The 22,787-nt window shown below is 51.3% G+C and carries 19 protein-coding genes; 12 read left to right on the top strand and 7 right to left on the bottom strand.

The features are described 5' to 3' along the window. The first annotated feature begins 17 nt into the window (after nucleotides 1-17). The 9 genes from murC (at nucleotide 18) to mutT (ending at nucleotide 12,210) form a co-directional block, all read left to right on the top strand. The gene (murC, locus tag FIU95_RS14890) at nucleotides 18-1,481 is read left to right on the top strand and encodes a UDP-N-acetylmuramate--L-alanine ligase (protein WP_152454515.1); all 1,464 of its coding nucleotides are present in this window, start codon (nucleotides 18-20) and stop codon (nucleotides 1,479-1,481) included. Between the two features lie 30 nt (nucleotides 1,482-1,511). After that, nucleotides 1,512-2,312, top strand: a complete 801-nt coding sequence (locus FIU95_RS14885) for a cell division protein FtsQ/DivIB (RefSeq protein ID WP_152454514.1) — start codon at nucleotides 1,512-1,514, stop codon at nucleotides 2,310-2,312. A 93-nt stretch (nucleotides 2,313-2,405) separates the two neighbouring features. Continuing rightward, the gene (gene ftsA, locus FIU95_RS14880) at nucleotides 2,406-3,641 is read left to right on the top strand and encodes a cell division protein FtsA (protein WP_152454513.1); all 1,236 of its coding nucleotides are present in this window, start codon (nucleotides 2,406-2,408) and stop codon (nucleotides 3,639-3,641) included. Nucleotides 3,642-3,729: 88 nt separating this feature from the next. Continuing rightward, on the top strand, nucleotides 3,730-4,980 hold the full coding sequence (gene ftsZ, locus FIU95_RS14875) for a cell division protein FtsZ (RefSeq protein ID WP_152454512.1): 1,251 nt from the start codon (nucleotides 3,730-3,732) through the stop codon (nucleotides 4,978-4,980). A 448-nt stretch (nucleotides 4,981-5,428) separates the two neighbouring features. Continuing rightward, entirely contained in the window at nucleotides 5,429-6,340 is a 912-nt protein-coding gene (lpxC, locus tag FIU95_RS14870) for a UDP-3-O-acyl-N-acetylglucosamine deacetylase (protein WP_152454511.1), read from the top strand. 199 nt (nucleotides 6,341-6,539) lie between these two features. Beyond that, on the top strand, nucleotides 6,540-7,475 hold the full coding sequence (locus tag FIU95_RS14865) for a M23 family metallopeptidase (RefSeq protein ID WP_152454510.1): 936 nt from the start codon (nucleotides 6,540-6,542) through the stop codon (nucleotides 7,473-7,475). A 162-nt stretch (nucleotides 7,476-7,637) separates the two neighbouring features. After that, nucleotides 7,638-10,382 (top strand): preprotein translocase subunit SecA, encoded by a 2,745-nt coding sequence (gene secA, locus FIU95_RS14860; protein WP_152454509.1) that lies wholly within the window; start codon nucleotides 7,638-7,640, stop codon nucleotides 10,380-10,382. Between the two features lie 217 nt (nucleotides 10,383-10,599). Next, a complete protein-coding gene (gene argJ, locus FIU95_RS14855) occupies nucleotides 10,600-11,802 on the top strand; it encodes a bifunctional glutamate N-acetyltransferase/amino-acid acetyltransferase ArgJ (protein ID WP_152454508.1) in 1,203 nt (400 codons plus the stop codon). Nucleotides 11,803-11,811: 9 nt separating this feature from the next. After that, nucleotides 11,812-12,210, top strand: coding sequence for an 8-oxo-dGTP diphosphatase MutT (mutT, locus tag FIU95_RS14850; protein ID WP_152454507.1), 399 nt, complete (start codon nucleotides 11,812-11,814; stop codon nucleotides 12,208-12,210). 65 nt (nucleotides 12,211-12,275) lie between these two features. On the opposite strand, the gene yacG is transcribed toward mutT, so the two are convergent. The 5 genes from yacG to pilB all read right to left on the bottom strand — a co-directional run bounded on the left by yacG (nucleotide 12,276) and on the right by pilB (nucleotide 17,230). Beyond that, on the bottom strand, nucleotides 12,276-12,491 hold the full coding sequence (gene yacG / locus FIU95_RS14845) for a DNA gyrase inhibitor YacG (RefSeq protein ID WP_152454506.1): 216 nt from the start codon (nucleotides 12,489-12,491) through the stop codon (nucleotides 12,276-12,278). Between the two features lie 74 nt (nucleotides 12,492-12,565). Beyond that, the gene (coaE, locus tag FIU95_RS14840) at nucleotides 12,566-13,162 is read right to left on the bottom strand and encodes a dephospho-CoA kinase (protein ID WP_152454505.1); all 597 of its coding nucleotides are present in this window, start codon (nucleotides 13,160-13,162) and stop codon (nucleotides 12,566-12,568) included. Nucleotides 13,163-13,295: 133 nt separating this feature from the next. Continuing rightward, nucleotides 13,296-14,174 carry an A24 family peptidase gene (locus tag FIU95_RS14835; RefSeq protein WP_152454504.1) on the bottom strand — a complete coding sequence of 293 codons (879 nt, stop codon included), beginning with the start codon at nucleotides 14,172-14,174 and terminating at the stop codon, nucleotides 13,296-13,298. 6 nt (nucleotides 14,175-14,180) lie between these two features. Then, entirely contained in the window at nucleotides 14,181-15,395 is a 1,215-nt protein-coding gene (locus FIU95_RS14830; RefSeq protein ID WP_152454503.1) for a type II secretion system F family protein, read from the bottom strand. Between the two features lie 122 nt (nucleotides 15,396-15,517). Continuing rightward, nucleotides 15,518-17,230 carry a type IV-A pilus assembly ATPase PilB gene (gene pilB / locus FIU95_RS14825; protein WP_152454502.1) on the bottom strand — a complete coding sequence of 571 codons (1,713 nt, stop codon included), beginning with the start codon at nucleotides 17,228-17,230 and terminating at the stop codon, nucleotides 15,518-15,520. A gap of 394 nt (nucleotides 17,231-17,624) precedes the next feature. On the opposite strand from pilB, the gene FIU95_RS21630 reads away from it, so the two are divergent. Further along, complete coding sequence (locus tag FIU95_RS21630; RefSeq protein WP_152454501.1) at nucleotides 17,625-18,047, top strand: prepilin-type N-terminal cleavage/methylation domain-containing protein; 423 nt, start codon at nucleotides 17,625-17,627, stop codon at nucleotides 18,045-18,047. 658 nt (nucleotides 18,048-18,705) lie between these two features. Here the strand turns inward: FIU95_RS21630 and FIU95_RS14815 are convergent. Together FIU95_RS14815 and imuA are read right to left on the bottom strand one after the other, a co-directional pair. Next, a complete protein-coding gene (locus tag FIU95_RS14815) occupies nucleotides 18,706-19,884 on the bottom strand; it encodes a DNA polymerase Y family protein (RefSeq protein WP_152454500.1) in 1,179 nt (392 codons plus the stop codon). 12 nt (nucleotides 19,885-19,896) lie between these two features. Then, on the bottom strand, nucleotides 19,897-20,595 hold the full coding sequence (gene imuA / locus FIU95_RS14810) for a translesion DNA synthesis-associated protein ImuA (RefSeq protein ID WP_253868663.1): 699 nt from the start codon (nucleotides 20,593-20,595) through the stop codon (nucleotides 19,897-19,899). Nucleotides 20,596-20,814: 219 nt separating this feature from the next. Here imuA and dcd point away from each other — a divergent pair, with 219 nt between their 5' ends. Then, nucleotides 20,815-21,384: a dCTP deaminase gene (gene dcd, locus FIU95_RS14805; RefSeq protein WP_152454498.1), complete on the top strand. Its 570-nt coding sequence runs from the start codon at nucleotides 20,815-20,817 to the stop codon at nucleotides 21,382-21,384. Between the two features lie 27 nt (nucleotides 21,385-21,411). After that, entirely contained in the window at nucleotides 21,412-22,620 is a 1,209-nt protein-coding gene (locus tag FIU95_RS14800; protein WP_152454497.1) for an NAD(P)/FAD-dependent oxidoreductase, read from the top strand. Nucleotides 22,621-22,787: the final 167 nt, after the last annotated feature.

The following is a 22,787-nucleotide window of genomic DNA, read 5'->3' as shown; positions in this document are numbered from 1 at the left end:
GATCAAGGTTAGAAAGTATGGCTTCTGAGCGTACCAAGTTGGAAAAAAGTTACGCTGTACCGACGATGCGCCGCATTCGTCGCATCCACTTCATTGGTGTTGGCGGTGCGGGCATGAGTGGTATTGCCGAAGTACTGCAGAACCAGGGATACGAGGTTTCTGGCTCCGATCTTCGCGAGTCGACCGTTACAGATCGACTGCAAAAGCTGGGTGTGAAAGTGCAAATTGGACACAGCGCGGAAAATATTCGCGGTGTCGATGTGGTTGTGAATTCCTCCGCAGTGCATGGCGATAACCCCGAGCTGGTCGCAGCCCATGAAAACCGTATCCCGGTTGTCCGTCGTGCAGAGATGCTTGGCGAGCTGATGCGTTACCGTTATGGCATCGCCGTCGCTGGTACACATGGTAAGACCACAACCACGAGCCTGATCGCCTCAATTTTTGCTGCGGATAAAAAAGATCCCACTTTTGTGATTGGTGGATTGGTTAACTCGGCCGGCGCCAATGCTGCACTAGGGGAGAGCCGTTATCTGATTGCCGAGGCGGATGAGAGTGATGCGTCTTTTATTCACCTTCAACCGATGGTGACGGTGATTACGAATATCGATGCGGACCATATGGAGACCTATGGTGGGGACTTCGAGAAGGTTAAGCAAATCTTTATTGATTTTGTTCACAACCTGCCTTTTTATGGTCTCGCCGTGGTCTGTGGTGATGATGCCAATGTGCTGGAAGTGATACCGAAGTTTTCCCGCCCTGTGCTGACCTATGGGTTTGCCGAGGGCAATGATTTTCGCATCGTCGAGGTGAAGCAAGAGCCTTTACGCAGTCACTTTAAGGTGCAGCGCCCGGCGGGTGACCTGCTGGAGGTCTCGGTAAATACTCCAGGTATTCACAATGTACTGAACGCTACCGCGGCCATTGCTGTCGCCACCGATGAAGGCATTGGCGATGAAGCGATTCAAAAAGGTTTACAAGGTTTTCAAGGGGTGGGTCGTCGTTTCCAGATTTATGGGGATTTCTCTATTAGTGACGACAGTAACGCAGAAAAAGTGATGTTGGTGGACGATTATGGCCACCACCCACGTGAAGTGGCGGCAACTATCAGAACTGTGCGCGATGGCTGGCCCGAGCGGCGCTTGGTGATGGTTTATCAGCCCCATCGCTATACACGAACCCGAGATTTGTTTGAGGATTTCGTTCAGGTTCTGTCCGAAGTGGACAAATTAATTTTGTTGGATGTGTACAGTGCCGGCGAGGCGCCGATAGCTGGGGCTGATGGACGAACGTTGGCGCGCAGCTTGCGCAATAGGGGCCAAGTTGATCCGATTTTTGTCGAGACTGTTGATCAGGTTCCACCTATCTTGGCTGATCTTTTGGAGCCAGGTGATGTGGTACTGACTCAGGGAGCTGGCAATGTTGGTGCTCTTTCACAAAGGCTGGCAGAGTGGCGCCTAGGTGAGAAAGACCTTGAGGCTTGAGTGTAAGTGAGGTCCACACAGAAAAAAAATGTGAGAGCTAAGCAGGCCCAGGTTCGTGGAGCCCGCCCCCTCGGGCAAAGGCAGGAGGGCAGAATCCACTGGCGCCCCTGGTTACTTTCAATTGTTTTTCTGATCTTGTCCTTTGGGGTCGTTACAGGTGGTTATTGGCTTTGGCAGCGCCTGCCGGCAATTCAGCTCAGTAGGGTTGATGCGCTGGAGCAGGTGGAGGTCCGCGGAACTTTTAATGCAGTTACTGAAGAGCAGATAAAAGAAATTTTACTGCCGTATTTGCAAGCGGGTTTTTTTTCTGTTGATATCCGCGCGATGCGCACCGCATTGGTTGAGCAGCCGTGGATTACCAGGGTCTCCATAAGTCGCCGTTGGCCTAAAGGTGTTGTTGTTGAAGTCACCGAGGCGCAGCCACTTGCAGTCTGGGGACATGATCGTTTGCTGGTTGCCAGCGGTGCACTGCTGCCACGACCGGCGCAAATGCAGGTAGGTACGCTACCTGAGCTTGCTGGAGATGAAGAGTTGGTGGGGCAGATCATGTCCCAGTACCAAGCGCTTGCGGGGCTTTTGACCACGCGAGATATGGAAGTAAAACGGTTGTCATTTGATGACCTGAGTGGCTGGCATCTGGAGTTAATGTCGGGAATTGAATTAAAACTCGGTCATGAGGCACTGTTGGAGCGAGTTAACCGCTTTCTCACTTTGAGTCGTGGACTACTCGAACCTTATTTACAAAAAGTAGCCGAGGTAGATACCCGTTACGGCAACGCGGTAGCGGTTCAATGGAAGAACGAGCAAGAGCAAACAGGGAAGCGGCAATAGCCGCAGTTGAAAATAAAGTTTAAAAGCGAAGGCGGTGGTTCGGTTGATAACTAATGAAAAACCGGGACATGGCCCAGCGAGGTTGGAACAAAAATGACACAAGTATCCGATCAGCGCATGATTGTTGGGCTGGATATCGGCACCTCTAAAGTAGTTGCCATCGTGGGTGAGGTATCTGCCAATGGGGATCTCAATATTGTCGGTATTGGCTCCCATCGCTCCACCGGAATGAAAAAAGGTGTGGTGGTAAATATTGAATCCACTGTGCAATCTATTCAGCGTGCCATAGAAGAAGCTGAATTAATGGCGGGATGTGAAATTCATTCTGTCTATGCCGGTATTGCGGGCAGCCATATTCGGAGCCTCAACTCTCACGGTATTGTGGCGATTAAAGATCGCGAGGTAACTCAGCAGGATTTGGACCGGGTAATCGATGCGGCTCGAGCGGTCGCCATTCCCGCAGACCAAAAAATTTTGCACACGCTGCCGCAAGAGTACCTGATCGACAATCAGGAGGGCGTAAAAGAGCCGTTGGGAATGTCCGGCGTGCGCCTGGAAGCGAAAGTGCATTTGGTCAGTGGTGCGGTCAATGCTGCACAAAATATTGAGAAATGCATCCGCCGCTGCGGTCTTGAAGTAGAGGATGTCATTCTCGAACAGCTGGCTTCCAGCTACGCAGTGCTGACTGAAGATGAAAAAGAGCTGGGTGTTTGTATGGTGGATATCGGTGGTGGCACCACCGATATCGCGGTATTTACCGGTGGTTCAATTCGTCACACTGGGGTGATTCCCATAGCTGGGGACCAGGTGACTAACGATATTGCGATGGCTTTGCGGACCCCGACACCGCACGCCGAAGATTTAAAAATAAAATATGCCTGTGCTTTGGCAAAGCTGGCACGGGAAGGTGAAACCATTAAAGTGCCGAGTGTGGGGGATCGGGAGCCCCGGGATTTATCTCGCCAGGCTCTGGCCGAAGTGGTAGAGCCTCGTTACGACGAGCTATTTACCCTGGTACAGGCGGAACTGCGTCGCAGTGGTTTTGAGGACCTGTGCGCAGCCGGTGTGGTTTTAACTGGGGGCTCTTCAAAAATGGAGGGTGCAGTTGAGCTGGCTGAGGAAATTTTCCATATGCCGGTGCGTCTCGCGGTACCTCAGGGAATTTCTGGGTTGACCGATATTGTGAGCAACCCAATTTATTCCACCGGAGTTGGATTATTGATGTACGCGATGCAACAGGAAGTGGTTACCGAAGGAAAAACCCAGCCTGCGCGCAACGATAATCAGTGGTGGGACAAAGTAAAGCACTGGTTTCGTGGAAATTTGTAATAGCATGCAACCAGAATTAGCCGTCCCATAAGGGATTTTTTTTAGGCGTGGCTGTAAAATTCGACATGAGCAAGAAAGGGGAACAGCGATGTTCGAGCTAGTTGATAGCGTACAGGATAAACCTGTCATCAAGGTAATAGGAGTCGGCGGCGGCGGTGGCAATGCTGTGAAGCATATGATTGCCAGTGACGTGGAAGGTGTGGATTTTATCTGCGCGAACACCGACGCTCAGGCGCTGAAAGATGTCGAAGCGCAAACAATCCTGCAGCTTGGCAACACCATTACCCGCGGTCTGGGTGCTGGGGCCAACCCTGATATTGGCCGTCAATCCGCTCTGGAGGACCGCGATCGCATCGCCGAAGTCTTGAACGGTGCTGATATGGTTTTCATCACCGCTGGTATGGGCGGTGGTACTGGCACGGGTGGTGCGCCGATTGTGGCTGAAATTGCCAAAGAGCTCGGCATCCTCACCGTAGCTGTTGTTACCCGTCCATTCAAAATTGAAGGTCGCAAGCGCACCGTGGTAGCCGAAGAGGGAATTCTCGAGCTGCGCGATAAAGTCGACTCTCTGATTACTATTCCCAACGATCGCCTGTTGGAAGTGCTGGGTAGTAAGATCACCATGAAGTCCGCCTATAAAGAGGCTGACAACGTGTTGCTCGGAGCGGTACAGGGTATTGCCGATCTGATGATCCGTCCTGGCATTATGAATGTGGACTTTGCCGATGTGCGCACGGTGATGTCTGAAATGGGTATGGCGATGATGGGCTCCGGCTCTGCTGTTGGTGAGAACCGTGCCCGTGAAGCGGCGGAGAAAGCTGTACGCAGCCCATTGTTGGATAACGTTAACCTTGCCGGTGCCCGCGGTATTCTGGTCAACATTATCACCGGTAGTGAAGAGGCTGGTTGTCAGGAGCTGACCCTGGGCGAATACTCCGAAGTTGGTGAGATCGTACAGGAAATCGCCTCTGATGAAGCCACTGTGGTTATTGGAACCGCAGTGGATGACAAGCTGGGTGATGAGATGCGGGTGACCGTTGTAGCCGCTGGCCTGGGTGAGGGAACCCCTGCGGTTCGACCAGCCAAGGTTGTGGATAACACACGTCGTCCGGAAGCGCGTGAAGTGCGTGAATCCCGCGATGTTCGTGAGAGCCGCGATATGCGCGATATGCGAGAAAGTCACGGAGCTTCGGGGCTGGCTTCTCGCGAGAGTGCTGCCGACACCCGCCCGCGGGTAGATGTCGAGCGTCCCAAGCGCCCAGCTCCGTCTCTGAACCCGGCAGATGCTGATATGGAATACCTGGATATTCCGGCATTCTTACGCCGTCAGGCAGACTGAGTGTAGCCGCCGCAGAGGCAGTACACTGCTCATGTCCACCCAACTTAAGGTTGGGTGTCGCCTCTGCGGTGCGGCTTATTGCAGCATCTTGGCTGGCCTCAGTTTAGCTCGCCTTAGCTTAGAGAGTTGAGCTCTGTGATAGTAAAGAGTTTGCCTTAGTCATGCAGTTGTCATCGGGCATTCGCTGAAGGCAATGAGAGTCAAGCAAAGTGACTGGTGGGTATAATTAACAATTTTTTACAGTGATCCTGGCGCTCGTAGTCTTAGAATACTGTATCTGCGACTGAGATGTGGCGCTCCAATCTTTTTTTAAACTATCCTTGGAAGGACGGTGGCGGTGTGTTGAGTTGACCACGCGCCCACAATTGGTATTGGCGTCGCAATTGTGCTAATATCGGCGGCTTGCTGCGCATTATGCGTAGACCACCGACTGGGAAAAGATAGTTTCATGATCAAACAGCGCACGCTTAAAAATGCTATTCGCGCCACTGGCGTAGGTCTGCACACTGGCAAAAAGGTCGTTCTGACCCTTAAGCCGGCTCCCGTAGACACCGGCATCGTGTTCCGTAGAACGGACTTGGATCCGGTGGTCGAAATTGAAGCCCGCGCAGAGAATGTGGGCGATACACTGCTTTCCACTACTCTGGTGAAGGACGATGTCCGCATTGCTACCGTTGAGCACTTGCTTTCGGCAATGGCTGGCCTTGGTATCGACAATGCGATTGTCGAGCTGTCCGCCCAGGAAGTGCCGATCATGGACGGCAGTGCCGGTCCTTTTGTATTCCTGATCCAGTCTGCCGGTATTCAGGAGCAATCCGCGCCGAAGAAATTCCTGCGTATCAAGAAGCCGATTACGGTGGAAGAGGGCGATAAAGTTGCCAGTTTCCTGCCGTTCAATGGTTTTAAGGTCTCCTTTACCATTGACTTTGACCACCCGGTATTCCAGGGGCGCAATCTGACCTCTTCCGTGGACTTCTCCAGCACCTCTTTTGTGAAAGAGGTGAGTCGCGCACGCACTTTCGGGTTTATGCACGAAATTGAATACCTGCGCTCTAAGGGCTTGGTTCAAGGCGGCTCCGTGGATAACGCTATCGTAATCGACCAGTATCGTATTTTGAACGAAGGTGGGTTGCGTTACGAAGACGAATTTGTGAAACACAAGATTCTCGATGCCATTGGTGACCTTTACCTGCTTGGCACCAGCCTGATTGGTGAGTTTAAAGCCTTTAAATCTGGCCACTCTCTGAACAATAAGTCCCTGCGTCATCTGATGACCCAGAAAGATGCCTGGGAAATGGTGACTTTCGAGGGGGAGCAAGAGGCTCCAATCTCCTACGTCAAGCCGATTTTGGCTGTTTAAATTCTGCAAGAAGCCGGCATTATACTGCCGGCTTTTTTACGTGACTGAATCACCAGAGAAGGTTGATGCAATTCTGGTAACCTTACTTTCTTCCGGATGTTTAGGTTTACCGCTCCATTAGTGTGAGGTACTGCACTGGAGTCTCGTCTCACTTATAGAGACAACAAAACTACAAAATATCGAATTTCTCCTGCTTGTTATGAAAGTAATACTGGTCAATGAGCGTGGCGCCACCCGCAGCTTCAACTTTGGTGGACTGAGCAAGGCACTACTGAGCTTGTGCCTGTTGGGTCTCCCGGTTGGTGCTTTTTTCCTGGGCGCCAATCTGCCTGTGACCAAAACCGATTTGTTCGATGCTCGCACGGCCAAGGCGTGGGAACGTGCTCTGCGTAAGCAGCAGCAGGAAATTGATGAGGCCGACCGTGAGGCTCACGAGCAACTCGCCGCGCTTACAGTAAAGCTGGCCGAGTTGCAGGCCCGTCTAACACGCCTGGATGCCGTGGGTGAGCGTCTTACCGCAGCGGCTAACCTCGACGAGGGTGAATTCGAATTCAGCGCTGCCCCCGCGGTGGGGGGGCCGGAAGATCCCGGTATCGCTGGGGCTTCAGAGCTGCCTTACCAGCCTCCTGAATTTCTTGAAGTGATTGGTGAATTGTCCCACAAGGTGGACGATCGCCAGATGCAGCTGAACACCCTCGAATCCCTGATGGCGAATCTGCAGCTTGAAGATGAGCAGTTTATCGCCGGGCGCCCGATCACTAAAGGCTGGATGTCCTCCCGTTACGGTTATCGCACCGATCCCTTCACCGGACGTCGCACTTGGCATAAAGGTGTCGACTTTGCTGGCAAGATGGGTTCAGACGTAGTATCCGTTGCCGCAGGGGTAGTTACCTGGGCCGATGAGCGCCACGGCTACGGACAACTGGTGGAAATTAACCATGGCAATGGTTATTCCACCCGCTACGGCCACAACAGTGAACTCAATGTTGGCCTCGGTGATGTGGTTAAAAAAGGCCAGGTAATTGCTCAGATGGGCTCCAGTGGACGCTCTACTGGCCCTCATGTGCACTTCGAAATCTTCAAGAATAATCGCACCGTCGACCCGGCCAGCTACATCCGCCGCACAGGCAGATAACAACTATTCTTCCCTTACGCGCAAATGCTGGCAGCTTGGCATAAGAGTTGCCAGCGCTTGCGCCTTCCTGTTTACTTGCACCCCTCGCATAAAGGAGTGTCGGTGCAATATCTGCCCAGCATTAGCGCCGACAGCGCACATAAGATAAGTGGTTTCTAGATAATGATTGGCAAACTGATTAAATCGGTCTTTGGTACAAAAAATGACCGCGAGCTGAAGCGCATGCGACGCATCGTGGAGAAAGTCAACGCGCTGGAAGAGGATTTCCAGAAGCTGGACGATGCAGCTCTTCGCGCCAAAACAGAAGAGTTTAAAAAGCGTATTGCAGATGGTGAGACTCTGGACCAGCTGCTGCCTGAAGCATTCGCGGTAGTGCGTGAAGCTGGTCGTCGTACACTGGGTATGCGCCACTTCGATGTACAGCTGATTGGGGGTATGACGCTGCACGAAGGTCGCATCGCTGAAATGCGTACCGGTGAAGGTAAAACCCTGGTGGCGACATTGCCGGCCTACTTGAACGCCCTGGAAGGTAAGGGTGTGCATATTGTGACGGTCAACGATTACCTGGCATCGCGGGATGCCAACTGGATGCGCCCGGTTTATGAATTCCTCGGTTTGACGGTGGGAGTGATTGTTTCCCAGCAGCATCCGGACGATAAGAAGGCCGCCTATCAGGCTGATATCACCTACGGCACCAACAATGAATTCGGTTTCGACTACCTGCGTGACAATATGGTGTTGCGCAAGGAAGATCGCACCCAGCGCCCGCAAAACTTCGCCATCGTGGATGAGGTGGACTCCATCCTGATCGATGAAGCGCGTACCCCGCTAATTATTTCCGGTGCAGCAGAAGATTCCTCTCACTTGTACCTGGCCATGAACAAGCTGATTCCGCAGCTCGAACGTGCCGAGGAAGGCGGTGAGGGACACTATACGGTTGATGAGAAGACCCGTCAGGTAGAGTTGACTGAGCAGGGTCACCAGCTGGTGGAGGAGCTGTTGTCCCGCAGCGGCCTGATGAAGGAAGACCAGTCCCTGTATGCGCCCGGTAACCTGGGTCTGTTACACCATGTACACGCTGCGCTGCGTGCCCAGGTGCTATTTAACCGGGATGTGGACTATATCGTGCAAAATGGCCAGGTCGTGCTGATCGATGAGCACACCGGCCGCACCATGCCTGGCCGTCGTCTGTCTGAAGGTTTGCACCAGGCTTTGGAAGCTAAGGAAAATGTTCAGATCCAGAGTGAGAGTCAGACGCTGGCTTCCACTACTTTCCAAAACCTGTTCCGTTTCTATCCGAAGCTTTCCGGTATGACCGGTACCGCTGATACCGAGGCGTTTGAATTCCAGCAGATTTATGGTCTGGATGTGGTGGTGATCCCCACCAATAAAGATATTCAGCGGGATGACCTCAACGATCTGGTCTACCTGAGCAAAGAAGAGAAGATGGAAGCCATTATTGAGGACATTAAGTTCTGCCGTGAAAAGCAGGCGCCGATCCTCGTGGGTACCGCTTCTATCGAGACTTCCGAAGAAATGTCGCACATGCTGCAGAAGGCGGGTATCCAGCACCAGGTGCTAAACGCCAAGTACCATGAACGCGAAGCGCATATCATTGCTCAGGCTGGTCGCCCCGGTACGGTCACCATCGCCACCAATATGGCTGGTCGTGGTACCGATATTGTGCTGGGTGGTAACTGGGAAGCCGAAGCGGAAGCTCTGGCCCAGGAAAAAGGCAGCGCCTTGAGTGAGGCGGAAGTAGCCAAGGTGAAAGAGGGGTGGAAGAAGCGCCACGAGCAGGTGATCGAAGCTGGCGGCTTGCACATTATCGGCACCGAGCGCCACGAATCCCGTCGTATCGATAACCAGTTGCGTGGCCGTGCCGGGCGCCAGGGCGACCCGGGTGTAACTCGTTTCTACCTGTCTTTAGAAGATAACCTGATGCGTATCTTCGCCTCTGACCGGGTGAAGAATTTTATGCAGATGCTAGGAATGGAGCGCGGTGAAGCTATCGAGCACCGCATGGTGTCCAATGCGATTGAGAAAGCCCAGCGCCGCGTGGAAGGGCGCAACTTCGATATCCGCAAACAATTGCTGGAATACGATGATGTGGCCAACGATCAGCGTCAGGTGATTTACAGTCAGCGCAATGAGCTGCTTGAAGCCGATCAGATCAGCGATACCATCAACGCGATTCGCGAAGACGTTGTGAATGAAATTATCTCGGCTTCAGTCCCGCCACAGAGTGTTGAGGAGCAGTGGGATATCCCGGCGCTGGAGCAGCAGCTGGCCGGTGAGCTGGGCATTGAGCTGCCTATCCAAAAATGGCTGGATGAAGACCGCAACCTGCACGAGGAAACGCTGCGCGAGAAGGTTGTTGCCGAAGCGCAAGCCGCTTACGCCACCAAGGTGGAGCGTATCAGTGAATCCTCCGGCGACGCCAACCTGATGCCCACCGTGGAGCGTCAGATCATGTTGCAGGTGTTGGATCAGCTGTGGAAGGAGCACCTTTCCAGCATGGATCACCTGAGAGCGGGTATTGGCTTGCGCGCTTACGCCAACAAGAACCCCAAGCAGGAGTTCAAGCGTGAGTCATTCCACCTGTTCCAAAGCATGTTGGAAAACCTTAAGCACGAAGTGGTGCGCATTCTCGCCCATGTGGAACCCATGACTCGCGAGCAAATGGACGAACTGGAGCAGCGCCGTTTGGAAGAGCAGCGCAAGCAACAGTTGGAGCTTCAGCACGCCGAGGCCTCGGCTCTCCCAGAGAGTGAACCTCAGCAGCAGGCGGCCCCGGCTCCAGAGCGCCGCGGACCCAAGGTTGGCCGCAATGACCCATGCCCCTGTGGTTCCGGCAAGAAGTACAAGCAGTGCCACGGCAAGCTGGCCTCCTCTACCCAGAGCTGATAACTCTCTGATCGGAATTGCTCTAACAAGAAATACCCCGCTTTACGCGGGGTATTTTTTCACTCTGATGAAAAATATTCTGCGGATTTATGTGGTTGGCCCGCATTAAGTGCGGATAATTCTTGCCTCAGTGGGGCCAGAATCTAATAATGACGCTTTTCTACCTAAGGCTAGCTTTTATTAAAGCAGCCGAAGCTGGTGCTTAAGTTGAACCGTTATGCCTGAATCACTACTTCCTCCTGTAAAAGGGGTTCGCCTTGCCAGTGTACCCGCCAAGATCAAAGACTGGTCCCGTGATGACCTGTTGTTAATAGAGGTCGCCGAAGGTGCATCGGTGTCGGCCACCTTTACCCAGAACAGCTTTTGCGCCGCACCGGTATTGGTAGCCAAAGAGCATATCGGACAGGGAAATATCCGTGCCCTGCTGGTGAACGCAGGTAATGCCAACGCGGCCACTGGTGAGCGCGGTCTAAGCGACGCCAGGGCCTGCTGCGCGGCAGTGGCCGAAGCGGTGAGTGTTCGTGCAGAGCGGGTATTGCCTTTTAGTACCGGCGTTATCGGCGAGCATCTACCCTTGCAGCGATTACTGGATGCCATCCCCACAGCTGCGACTGAGCTTATCGAAAGCGGATGGGGGCGGGCGGCAAAAGCCATTATGACTACTGATACCCGCCCGAAAACCGCCAAGCGTCTCCTGAATATAGGCGGTGAAGAAATTACGGTCGTGGGGATCGCCAAGGGTTCCGGCATGATTCAGCCAAATATGGCGACCATGCTCGCCTATGTCGCTACCGATGCCAGTATCGCGCAGCCATTGCTGGATCGAATGGTGAAGGAGGCCGTTAATGCTTCCTTTAATCGTGTCAGCGTGGATGGTGATACCTCAACCAATGATGCCTGCGTGCTGATTGCCAGCGGAGTGACGGGCAAGCCTATAAATAGTCCCACTGACGAGGGTTACAGCGAATTGATGCAAGCCATCACTCAGGTGCATATCGAGCTGGCCAAGGAGGTGGTTAGGGACGGAGAAGGGGCCACTAAATTTGTCACTGTGCAGGTGGAGGGGGCAGAGAGTAGTGACGAGGCTCTTAGAGTCGCCTTCGAGGTGGGTAACTCTCCCCTGGTAAAGACTGCGCTCTACGCTTCAGACCCTAACTGGGGTCGCTTGGTGATGGCGATTGGTAATGCACTGCCGAACGGCTTGGATACCGGCAAGGTCAATATTTATCTGGACACCGTACAAGTCGTGGAGGCCGGAGGCCGCTTTGCTAACTACCGGGAAGAGCAGGGCGAACAGGTGTTTTCTCAGTCTGAGTTTACCATTCGCATAGAACTGGGCCGCGGTAACGCCCGCGAGCATATTTGGACCTGTGACTTCTCTCATGAGTATGTCACGATTAACGCCGAATACCGCACCTGAGGAGTTGTTGTGAGCCGTGTGATTCATGTTGCTGTTGGTATTGTCCGTCGCAGCGACGGCAAAATTTTAATTGCCCGACGCCCCGATCATTTGCATATGGGGGGGCGCTGGGAGTTCCCTGGTGGCAAGGTGGAGGCTGGGGAAAGCGTACAGCAGGCTCTCACCCGTGAGTTGCGCGAAGAAGTTGCGATTGAAGTGCAACAGCTACAGCCTCTGCTGAAAATTCAGCATGACTATGCAGAAAAAACCGTACTTCTCGATACCTGGCAGGTAACGGCATTTACAGGTGAGGCCCAGGGACGCGAAGGGCAGGAGACTGCCTGGGTGGCGGTAAAGGAGCTAAAGAATTATCAGTTCCCAGATGCCAACCAGGCGATTATTGAGGCCATCGAGGCTGTGGAAGTTTAAATCGAGCGCGCCTATGTAAAGTTTTGGCAGAGTCTTGTGCATAGGCTGCAATCATAGATCTGGACTTAATGGCGCTGCTTGCTCGGGTCCAGGTCGTCACTCAATACATCATCGTAGATAGGCTCACCCGGAATCTTGTGTCCCTCACTGGCCCACTCCCCCAGATCAATTAACTTACAGCGCTCGCTGCAAAAAGGCTTGAAGGGAAACTTATCGCTCCACTCGATGGGCTTTTTGCAGGTGGGGCAATTTAGCGTCGGGGCTTCTTTGGGTTTCGACATAGTGGGTTTAGGTACAACTTTTTCGATGTGATAGTTAGTGTCTGAGCAGGCTACTTTTAAAGCATAGAGTCGCGCTAAGGCTTCGCCAATTGCAAATACTTCTGGTGTAGGGCTTCTATTTGGCTGCGCAACTCCACCAAGCCCGAGGTATTGTCCAGCACATCATCGGCCTTGGCCAGGCGTTCCTGCCTGCTGAGTTGTGCTGCCATGATTTTGCGGATCTGTTCCGGGTGATTGACATCCCTAGCGCTGGCCCGCTCTAATTGTAAACTTTCCGGCAAGTCCACAACGCAGATTCTATCTACCAACTCATACTGGCCGGACTCGATGAGTAGTGGCGACTCCAGTATCGCGTAGGGGCTGGTGCTTTTTTCCAGGGAGTTGATAATCTCCTCGCGAATTAGTGGGTGTAGTAGCCCCTCTAACCAGGTCCGCTCCTCAGAATTATTAAATATTAAGGCACGTAGCTGCGCCCGGTCCAGCTCACCACTTTCAAGCAAGATATTCGCTCCGAAATGCTGAGCAATCTGCTCTAGCGCAGGCCTACCTGGTTGTACGACCACCCGGGCGGCCCAGTCCGCATCCACCACATGAATACCCAGTTCGCGGAAGTATCCAGCGGCAGCCGACTTGCCACTGCCTATGCCTCCAGTTAAGCCTACTCGGAACAATGGGTTACCTCCCTGGAAAAATAACTTGGGGCCAAAAACAAGAAACCCGGCAATTTAGTAGCCGGGTTAATGGTAATTCACTTGCTTTACAAAGGGTAATTGGATTGTAAAATAATCAGATAGCTCTGGTTGACTACAGACCGGAAAAGTTCAGGTACCAACCGACAATCTGCTCACCCCACAGCATGGCAATCCAGCCGGCACCTGCCAAGTAAGGGCCAAAGGCAATCGGCAGATTGCGATCTCGCCCAACTGCCAGGCTCCAGGTTATACCGGCAATAGCGCCCACAGCAGCAGAGAGCAGAATTACCAAAGGCAGCATCTGCCAGCCAAACCAAGCACCGATAGCTGCGAGTATCTTGAAATCTCCAGCTCCCATCCCCTCTTTACCGGTAACCAGCTTGAAGATATGAAATACCAGCCACAAAGAAAGATAACCGGCAATAGCCCCAATAACGGCATCTTGCGGCGGAACAAAAATACCCCACAGGTTTATCAGTAGGCCGCCCCAGAGTAGAGGTAAGGTAATACTGTCTGGTAATAACTGCTTATCGAAGTCGATACCAGTAAGTGCCACCAAGGCCCAGGTAAAGACACAGCCAGCCAGTGCCTGCCAGGTAAAGCCCAACTGCCAAACCACTACCGCGGTGAGAATGCCAGTAGCCAGCTCAACGAAAGGGTAACGCATGGGAATGGGCGTGCCGCAAGAACCACATTTACCACGCAAAAGTAGATAACTGATTACAGGAATATTTTGCCAGGGTTTAATCTCGGTTTTGCATTTAGGGCAGTGTGAGTTGGGTAGTACCAGGTTAAAGGGTTTATCCAGCTCTTTCTGTTCCAAAAGGTCTGGTTTTGTATTGAAGTAGCTATAAAAATCCCGCTTGTATTCCCGCTCCATCATTACAGGCAGGCGCAGGATAACCACATTGAGGAAGCTGCCTATGACTAGGCCTAAAATAAAAGCGCTGCCTATTAGCAGCGCTGGATATGAAAATAAATATTCTGGCATTATTTTTTATACAACTTGGCCCAGCTGGAAGATGGGTAGGTACATTGCAATCATCAGGCCGCCCACCAGGATACCGAGTACGGCCATAATCATGGGCTCCAAAAGGGTGGTAAGGTTATCTACCATATTGTCTACCGCTTCTTCGTAATAATCTGCTGCCTTTCCCAGCATCTCATCCAATGCGCCGGACTCTTCACCGATTGCTGTCATCTGCACCAGCATAGCTGGGTATAGCCCAGACGTACGTAGTGCGGTGTTGAGGGGAATTCCTGTTGCTACAGCGTCCCTAACTTTTAAGGTTGCTTCCTGATAAATAGTATTTCCTGTTGCTCCGGCCACTGACTTCAGCGCATCAATCAGTGGGACACCCGCTGCGAAGGTTGTAGAGAGAGTTCTAGCAAAGCGTGCGACAATGGAGTTATAAGTGATCTGTCCTAAGATTGGAATTTTTAATATCAATCGATCAAAAAAATCGGCGACATTTTTATTTCGTTTTTTGGCTTCAATAGTGCCGCCAATACTTATAACCGTCGCTAATAATGCGAAAAACCAATTGGCTTGCATCCATTCTGACATACTTACAACTAATAGTGTAAAGGCTGGCAGGTCTGCACCAAAGCCGGAGAATGTTTGGGCAAATTGAGGAACAACTTTAATCAGTAGAATAGAAGTAACAATAATAGCTACAACGATAACAGCAATAGGATAGGTCATCGCTTTCTTAATTTTAGCTTTAAGTGACTCCGTTTTTTCTTTATAAGTGGCAATCCTATCTAGCATTGTTTCAAGTGCCCCGGATTGTTCACCGGAAGCGACTAGGTTGCAAAATAGATTATCAAAGTAAAGAGGATGTTTTCGAAGGGCATCGGCAAAGGCAGTGCCTGAAGCAACTTCGTCTCGAATTTTAAAAATAAGTTCTTTAACTCCTTGGTTGTCTAAGCCATCGGCGACAATTTCAAAGCTTTGCACTAAAGGAACCCCAGCTTTCATCATGGTAGCCATCTGCCTGGTAAATAGGGCAATATCTGCGGGTTTAACTTTTTTCTTGCCTCCCCCAAATAAAGGTTTGGGCTTTTTCTGGACGCGATTAGCAATAATCCCCTGTTTGCGCAGCTGGGCCTTCACCAGCGCTGGACTGGTGCCATTAATTTCTCCCTGAACCTTGGCTCCTTTGCTATCCACCCCTTTGTAGATATATGGGACTGCTGTGGCGTTGGCCATAAGTGTTTTCCTACTCTGTCTTTACTATCAACGGTTTCTTACTTATCTGCAGCGTTGATGTTTTTACCTGTAAATACTGAAGCTTGTGCCTAGTCTGGTACTGATTAATTGTGTACTGAGAGCTAATCTTTAGTTACCCGGTTTGCCTCTTCGAGACTGGTTATTCCCATTACTACTTTGCGTAAAGCGGAGGTTCTTAAATTGTTAAAGCCTTCTTCTCTAGCTTTATCAGCGATCTGAATCGAGTTGCCGCCTTCCATTATAATTCTTGAGATACCGTCGGTAATGCGAACCACTTCATACACACCCACACGCCCCTTATAGCCCTTGGAGCAATGCTCGCATCCAACCGGCTGATAGATGCTCCACTCACTCTGGGGGATAGTAACGTTACTAAAGCCCTCAGCCTCAAGTACTTCGCTGGGTAGATTTACAGGCTTCTTGCACTCGTTGCATAAGCGCCGCGCAAGGCGTTGGGCAATAATCACACTGACCGAGGTGGCAATATTAAAAGTAGGTACCCCCATATTCATTAGGCGTGTTAGGGTCTCGGGTGCTGAATTTGTATGCAGTGTGGATAGCACTAGGTGTCCGGTTTGTGCTGCTTTAATAGCGATTTCTGCTGTCTCCAAATCCCGTATTTCCCCCACCATTACGATGTCTGGGTCTTGTCGTAGGAATGAGCGCAATGCCTCGGCAAAGTTGAGGCCCACCTTATTGGATACGTTGACCTGGTTGATGCCCTCCAGATTGATTTCTACAGGGTCTTCAGCAGTGGATATATTGCGTTCAGGCGTATTGAGAATATTGAGGCCTGTATATAATGAGACAGTCTTACCGGAGCCGGTAGGGCCTGTTACCAGGATCATCCCTTGTGGTTGGGCCAGTGCATCCATATAGATTTTTTTCTGTTCATCCTCATAGCCAAGAGCATCAATGCCCAGCTTGGCAGAGGAGGGATCCAGTATGCGCAATACAATCTTTTCTCCCCACAAGGTCGGTAGGCTATTTACACGAAAATCAATTGCCTTGGTTTTGGAGAGCTTCATTTTAATGCGACCATCCTGCGGCACTCGCTTTTCGGAAATATCCATCCTGGACATTACTTTTAGGCGAGCTGAAAGTCGGCTGGCTAATTGGATTGGAGGCTTGGCAATTTCGTGTAGTACACCATCGGTTCGGAAGCGTACCCTGTAAGATTTTTCATAGGGTTCAAAGTGAATATCAGAGGCATTTGTACGAATTGCGTCCAATAGAACTTTATTAACGAATCGAACAACCGGCGCTTCATCTCCACCTAGTTCACCGTCATTGCTGGTATCTGGCTCATTATCGTCGATATCTAGCCCGTCCAGTTCTTCATCGTCAACACCCCCTAGCCCAGCACTCATATCATCGTTTTGAGATAGATAGCTTTCGATAGCTTTGCCGAGCTTATCGGCTTCAACTAGAACTGCATCAGTGTTTAGGCCAGTGCTGAAATTGATTTCATCTAAGGCGGCGAGATTGGTTGGGTCTGCTACGGCAACAAAGAGACGACCGCCTCGCTTGTAAAGCGGTAGCGTAAAATGTTTGCTGATCAGTTTTTCATCAATGATATCTTTTGGAATCAGCTCAAAGTTATAGCTTCCTAACTCAAAAAGGGGGGTGCCAAAAGCAAGGGAGGCGATGTTGGCAAGCTCTTTTGCTGAGACCAGTTTGGCCTCAATTACATGTTGGGCGAAAGTTTGATTTTCTCTACGAGCAGCTTTGATTGCCGAAATTGCTGTTGCTTCATTAAGCACCTGGTCTGCAACCAAGCGTTTTGCCAAGCCGCTAAGAGGGGAAGTTGTCATGGATTGGAGTGCCAAATAGTGTTATTGCAGAGTTTACGCCTACATATCTTTATATCTTTTGGGGCTGAGCTGGATCACTGCTGATAGCATAGCCCAAGTAAATATAACGAATTAGCCGAAGTGAGCCAAATCAGAAGTTCGCGAATGTGGTTAGCATCATTGGAGAGATCTATTTTGACAATTTTTGTCACTCTTTGGAGGGGCGTGTCATATAGTGTTGTCTGAGAGCACCTGTGCGGTTAGTGGAGTGACTAACTTCTCAATCGTGGTGGCTATGACATTCGGCAGCTTGCAAGAATTGGCACAAACCTTGTATCGTATTCTCTGATTTCCTCACAGGATGCTTTTCCTCACGGAATTCATATTTATTTAAGTCTGTATGGAGACGGTTACAATGAAAAAGCAACAGGGTTTTACTCTTATTGAATTGATGATTGTAGTGGCAATCATTGGTATTTTGGCTGCCGTTGCGCTGCCTGCTTATGAAAACTACCAGAAGTCCGCGCGTGCTGTAGGTATGACTGCTGCAGCGGGCGCCTTCCAGACAGCGGTGAATGTAGCAGTGCAAACTGGTGAGATTACTGCTGTGGCAGATATTGATGGTGGCCCTGGCATTCCTGCTGCTGGTGACTTAGACAATGATCAAAACATTGCCTCTGCAGCAATTGACGCTGCTTCTGGTGCTTTAACCTTGACCGGTAGTGCAGCTCAGGGTGGTCTGGTTCTAACCCTGACCCCCACTATTGCCAACAACGCAGTAACCTGGGCTTACTCTGGATCATGTGTAGACGACAAACTGTGTAAAGGTTTCTATTAAGTCTTAGCCTGAAACCGAGTTTAGTGTTTTATTTAAGGGCCATGCGTTAGCGTGGCCTTTTTTTTGCACTTATGTATTCAAAGTGAGTGGTTGCCAACCTCTAATCTACCGATTGCCTAAGTTGCGTTATAGTCTTAGTTACCTCACTTGCAAGGCTTGTTTCTCTAAAAAGTCGAGGGGCTGATCTTGGCGAAAATTCCTAATGATTTGTCCTAAGTCTATATCCGCCTGTTTTTTCGTAGATGCTTTTCAATAGGTGGCAATATATTTATTGCTGCCACTGAGGTTAGCTAATTGAGGTCAGCAGCTAATAACTACAAGTACTCTTCCTTTTTCCATAAATGTTCGGTCTTAATTAATCGTCCCAAACACTGATATAAAAAAGTTAGAGGCGTAAGATTGCAATATTTCGCCATTCCGGCTGGAGTCAGGATTTCAGGGGTTGAGAGTTAACTATAAAAATTATTTCCCAGCTTGCGATCCTGAAAAAAACAACAAAGTTCGCCTTGGAAAAATAGTTTGTACTCACTGCTTTCTAACTTGCGTGGACGAGTCCGCAGCCAGTTGCGGCTGAGCGCTTTAATGGGCTTAGTTGGTTAGTCCTTAGAATTACCCTCAATGAACAGGTGTCCGCGATTTACCAAGCCTGCTTTGACGGCTAGCCCTCTTTAAGGGCAATTCCTGAGATAGCCTGGCGACCAAGGCGGCCTTTTAACTTGTCTAAAAGTTGTTGGCTGCGATGGGCTTGGTTGTCACTTCCAAATAAATCATTGGCCACTAACTCTTTCTTTAGTGGCACCAGTTGGTTGCAGTTTAAGCTTATCGACTGTACGGGATGCTTTAAGGGCAACTTTCCCACTCGCAGCTTGGTTAGGGCTATCAGGCGCTGGGGCTCTAACTGTGGGGTCGATATTTCTACAGTTATTGTCTCGGTATTACCCTGGCCAAAGTCCAGTTGCCAGTGCAATTGCTGGGTGTGGAGTTGCCGTCGTTGCATTTGTGAATAGAGTTCTCGCAGTAATCGCCGGATAGGGAAAAGCAGTTGTTCGCTGCTATTCAGCGGGGTGGGGAAAAATAATTCGCTGGTAAATTGTGCTGTCGGTTGATAGTGACAAACTGAGTCCCGGCGGCTGCCATTGAGGCGGGCCAGGTAGTCGACAAATGAGCGCCCAAAACGAGAGCCCACCTCTGACAAGGGGATGGCGAGTAGTTGGCTGACTCTTTTTAGGTCGCAAGCGTAGAGTTTGGAAATGGTTTTATTATCGCAGTCGAGTAATTTGCTTGGAGCCAAACTTATCCACTGTTTCCACTGCTGGGGGCTGGGTGGGGTACATGTCTGTAAAAGCCACTGGCGGTGCTCTGCTAATTGGCTCAGCAGGCGTGCGGCACTGGGGCTGTGGCTGAGCCCCATTATGCTATCAATCCCCATCAGCTTAAGCTCACTGCGGAGCTGTTCTATCAATGCTTTGAAGCCGCCGTTAGCCGTCAAGCAGCCGCTCAACTCTAGATAAAGGAGAGCTGCTGTGCTTTCCCCGCTGCTTGCGGGTTTCGCCGGCTGGAGCGAGACGACCGGTGTAAAACTGTAGCCCCACTGGGCCAGTTGCTGCAACTGTAGTTGTTCTCGTTGGGCATCGCGGTTTAATAACTGTAGATCAGCGCAGAGATTACATGCGGTTGTGATGTTCAGGCCGTTCACAATTCCACACTGGGCTGCGGCCAGGTTATGCTCGATAACCAGCTGCTTTTCAACGACGACTTGCGGAGTCGAGTTCTCTGCCTGCGCGCGAGTAAGCACCTCCAGGGGGAGTTTGGGGAACTGCATACAGAGCCAGAGCATAGGATAACCTGATTAGTGTAGTGGTTGGTCGCGGAGGACCAGTCTCGCACGCCTGGCTAAATAGAGATTCTGACCACGGGCACCCCCGAGCTGCTTCAGGAGTTTGAGAGCCAACTGCCCATCAGATTTGAGCTGCACACGTAGGCTGGCTGGTGAAGGGTTGGCAGATTCGCTTTGCGGGCGAAACAGGAAGTGCAGGCAGCCGCTTTCTTCGGCGGATTGCTGCAGGCGCTGTAGCTCTCGATAACTCATCGACTGATTGCCCTGCCAGCTCAAAACCGCACTACAGCCACCGGATTGTAGAGATTGCTCTATGGCCCAGAGGCAGTCTCGTTTGTCGCGGGGGTGGACTAACAACAGGTGCTCCAGCTGGACGCCATACTGGGTAAGCTCTGTGGCGCAGGGAGTAAGCGGGGGTTTGATTAGAATCACCATCTCTCCCTTTTGTGTCAGCTGAGCCAGGATGGGTAGTAGGAGGCTCAGCTCGTTGGAGTTTGCCTGGCCTACAAGCAATTCAGTAGTAGCACCGCGCGGCCAGCCGTGGTCTTTGAGTAGGGCGTCCAAGCTAGCAAAACCGGTGGCTGCGCCTGGGCTCTGGGGTTCATTGGCTGCCTGGGAGACTTCCCTGTCTCTAAAGTGTCGCAGTTGGATTGAGGGGTTGGTTTGGCAGTCCAACTGATTGTTTTGTAAGGAATTTTTAGCTCTATTCACATTGCTACCCCGCATTCTTGTCTCGGTCTTCTATCGGATCTAGCTAGATAACTGTATGTACATACAGCTATTTGTGAATTTATACAGTAGTCGTTGGTTGACGACAAGGTCGAAAGGCGTCGATTGGCACTTTTTTGCACAGCACAAACCCGCTATGATTCCGCCTCTTTTATCGAGTACCTATCTCGAGCATCTATCTATTGTTTTCAGGGGGACGGAGTGAGTATCAAGTCCGATAAGTGGATTCGCCGCATGGCAGAGCAGCACGGCATGATTGAGCCTTTTGAGCCGGGCCAGGTGCGCCATGGCAATGATGGCGAGCGACTCATCTCCTATGGTACGTCTAGTTACGGTTACGATGTGCGCTGTGCCGGTGAGTTTAAGATCTTCACCAATGTGCACTCTGCCACGGTGGACCCCAAGACCTTCGATGAGAACAGCTTTGTCGATGTGGAAGGGGAGTACTGTATTATCCCGCCGAACTCCTTTGCCCTGGCGCGCACTGTGGAGTATTTCCGTATTCCACGCTCGGTACTGACCATCTGCCTGGGCAAATCCACTTACGCGCGCTGTGGCATTATCGTCAATGTAACGCCGTTGGAGCCGGAGTGGGAAGGGCATGTGACCCTTGAGTTTTCAAACACCACCAACTTACCGGCGAAGATCTACGCCAATGAAGGTATCGCGCAGATGCTGTTTTTCGAGTCCGATGAGGTTTGTGACGTGTCCTACGCAGATCGCGGTGGTAAGTACCAGGGTCAGCGTGGCGTGACCCTCCCTCGTACCTGAATCAGGGTGATTGCGCAGCCCTAACACATGAGTGATGTATCCAATAGCCAGCTGCCTGAGTGTGTTGATGTATTGATCATCGGCGCCGGGGCGGCGGGTTTGATGTGCGCGGCTACAGCCGGCCAGCGCGGCCGCAGCGTGCTGGTACTGGATCATGCCAATAAGGTTGGCAAGAAGATCCTGATGTCCGGCGGTGGCCGCTGTAACTTTACCAACCTCTATACCAGTGCGGAAAATTTCTACAGCCGCAATCCCCACTTTTGTAAGTCTGCCCTGGCGCGTTATAGCCAATGGGATTTTATTGCATTGGTGGAAAAGCATGGGGTCCCCTACCACGAGAAAACCCTGGGCCAGCTGTTTTGCGATAACAAGTCCAAGGATATTCTCGATCTGTTACTGGCTGAATGCCGTGCGGCTAAGGCTCAGATCCGTACCCGCTGTGCCATCTCAGCAATAGAGTCGGGGCAGGGCGGTTATTGGGTGAAAACCAGTCTGGGGGCGGTGCGCTGTGAATCTTTGGTGGTAGCTACGGGTGGGCTGTCGATTCCCACCATGGGAGCCACAGGTTTTGGCTACGAAATCGCTCGTCAGTTTGGGCTCAATATCATTCCCACCCGTGCGGCCCTGGTGCCTTTTACCCAGCATAAGCGCCAGTTGGAAAGGCAAGATAGTCTGCCCGGTAGTGCCCTGGCCGTAACGGCATCCTGTGGTGAGGGCAGCTTTCACGAACAGATGCTGTTTACGCATCGAGGGTTGAGTGGGCCCGCGGTGTTGCAAATATCCAGCCACTGGCGCGAAGGCGAAAAAGTAACTTTTGATCTGGCCCCGGATCGTGATTTGGCGGATTGGCTGCAACAGCGCCGTTGCGAGAGCCCGGAGATTCACTTGCACAGTGTATTGGCCGAGGTTTGGACTAAGAAGCTGGTGCAGTTTTTCTTGCAGCGGCAGCATATCGACAGCCGCCCCCTCAAGCAGTTTACTGACGTAGAGTTGCAGGAACTCGGCGCCAAGTTGCAGACCTGGACACTGGTTCCCGCTGGCACTGAAGGCTATCGCACTGCGGAAGTGACTCTCGGTGGTGTAGATACCGATCAGATTTCTTCACGCACTATGGAGTGTAAAACTCAACCGGGACTGTATTTTGTCGGCGAAGTACTCGATGTGACCGGCTGGTTGGGTGGCTTTAATTTTCAGTGGGCTTGGGCTTCTGGGCGTGCGGCGGGGGAGGTCGCCTGATATGGTGTGCCGGTACAATAAAGTTTGAACACTGTAGAAAAAGTTTGAACACTGAATAATAAAGTTTGAACACTAATTATAAAGTGTGAATATTGCCACATCTGCGAGTGCACTCAGCGGGAGAGGTAGTCGTGCAGCCTATGCAGCAGGAATAAATGAGGATGAAT

Source organism: Microbulbifer sp. THAF38 (genome assembly GCF_009363535.1).
Lineage (GTDB): Bacteria > Pseudomonadota > Gammaproteobacteria > Pseudomonadales > Cellvibrionaceae > Microbulbifer.
Note: the sequence above shows the minus strand (reverse complement) of the source record. Positions and strands in the feature narration are given on the sequence as shown.

What these genes read in the sequence shown, in the direction of transcription:
- FIU95_RS14830 (WP_152454503.1), bottom strand. Translation starts at nt 15,395, where the DNA reads ATGGCCAACGCCACAGCAGTCCCATATATCTACAAAGGGGTGGATAGC.
- pilB (WP_152454502.1), bottom strand. Translation starts at nt 17,230, where the DNA reads ATGACAACTTCCCCTCTTAGCGGCTTGGCAAAACGCTTGGTTGCAGAC.
- ftsZ (WP_152454512.1), top strand. Translation starts at nt 3,730, where the DNA reads ATGTTCGAGCTAGTTGATAGCGTACAGGATAAACCTGTCATCAAGGTA.
- argJ (WP_152454508.1), top strand. Translation starts at nt 10,600, where the DNA reads ATGCCTGAATCACTACTTCCTCCTGTAAAAGGGGTTCGCCTTGCCAGT.
- lpxC (WP_152454511.1), top strand. Translation starts at nt 5,429, where the DNA reads ATGATCAAACAGCGCACGCTTAAAAATGCTATTCGCGCCACTGGCGTA.
- secA (WP_152454509.1), top strand. Translation starts at nt 7,638, where the DNA reads ATGATTGGCAAACTGATTAAATCGGTCTTTGGTACAAAAAATGACCGC.
- FIU95_RS14835 (WP_152454504.1), bottom strand. Translation starts at nt 14,174, where the DNA reads ATGCCAGAATATTTATTTTCATATCCAGCGCTGCTAATAGGCAGCGCT.
- murC (WP_152454515.1), top strand. Translation starts at nt 18, where the DNA reads ATGGCTTCTGAGCGTACCAAGTTGGAAAAAAGTTACGCTGTACCGACG.
- FIU95_RS14800 (WP_152454497.1), top strand. Translation starts at nt 21,412, where the DNA reads ATGAGTGATGTATCCAATAGCCAGCTGCCTGAGTGTGTTGATGTATTG.
- ftsA (WP_152454513.1), top strand. Translation starts at nt 2,406, where the DNA reads ATGACACAAGTATCCGATCAGCGCATGATTGTTGGGCTGGATATCGGC.
- FIU95_RS14865 (WP_152454510.1), top strand. Translation starts at nt 6,540, where the DNA reads ATGAAAGTAATACTGGTCAATGAGCGTGGCGCCACCCGCAGCTTCAAC.
- FIU95_RS14815 (WP_152454500.1), bottom strand. Translation starts at nt 19,884, where the DNA reads ATGCTCTGGCTCTGTATGCAGTTCCCCAAACTCCCCCTGGAGGTGCTT.
- yacG (WP_152454506.1), bottom strand. Translation starts at nt 12,491, where the DNA reads ATGTCGAAACCCAAAGAAGCCCCGACGCTAAATTGCCCCACCTGCAAA.
- FIU95_RS21630 (WP_152454501.1), top strand. Translation starts at nt 17,625, where the DNA reads ATGAAAAAGCAACAGGGTTTTACTCTTATTGAATTGATGATTGTAGTG.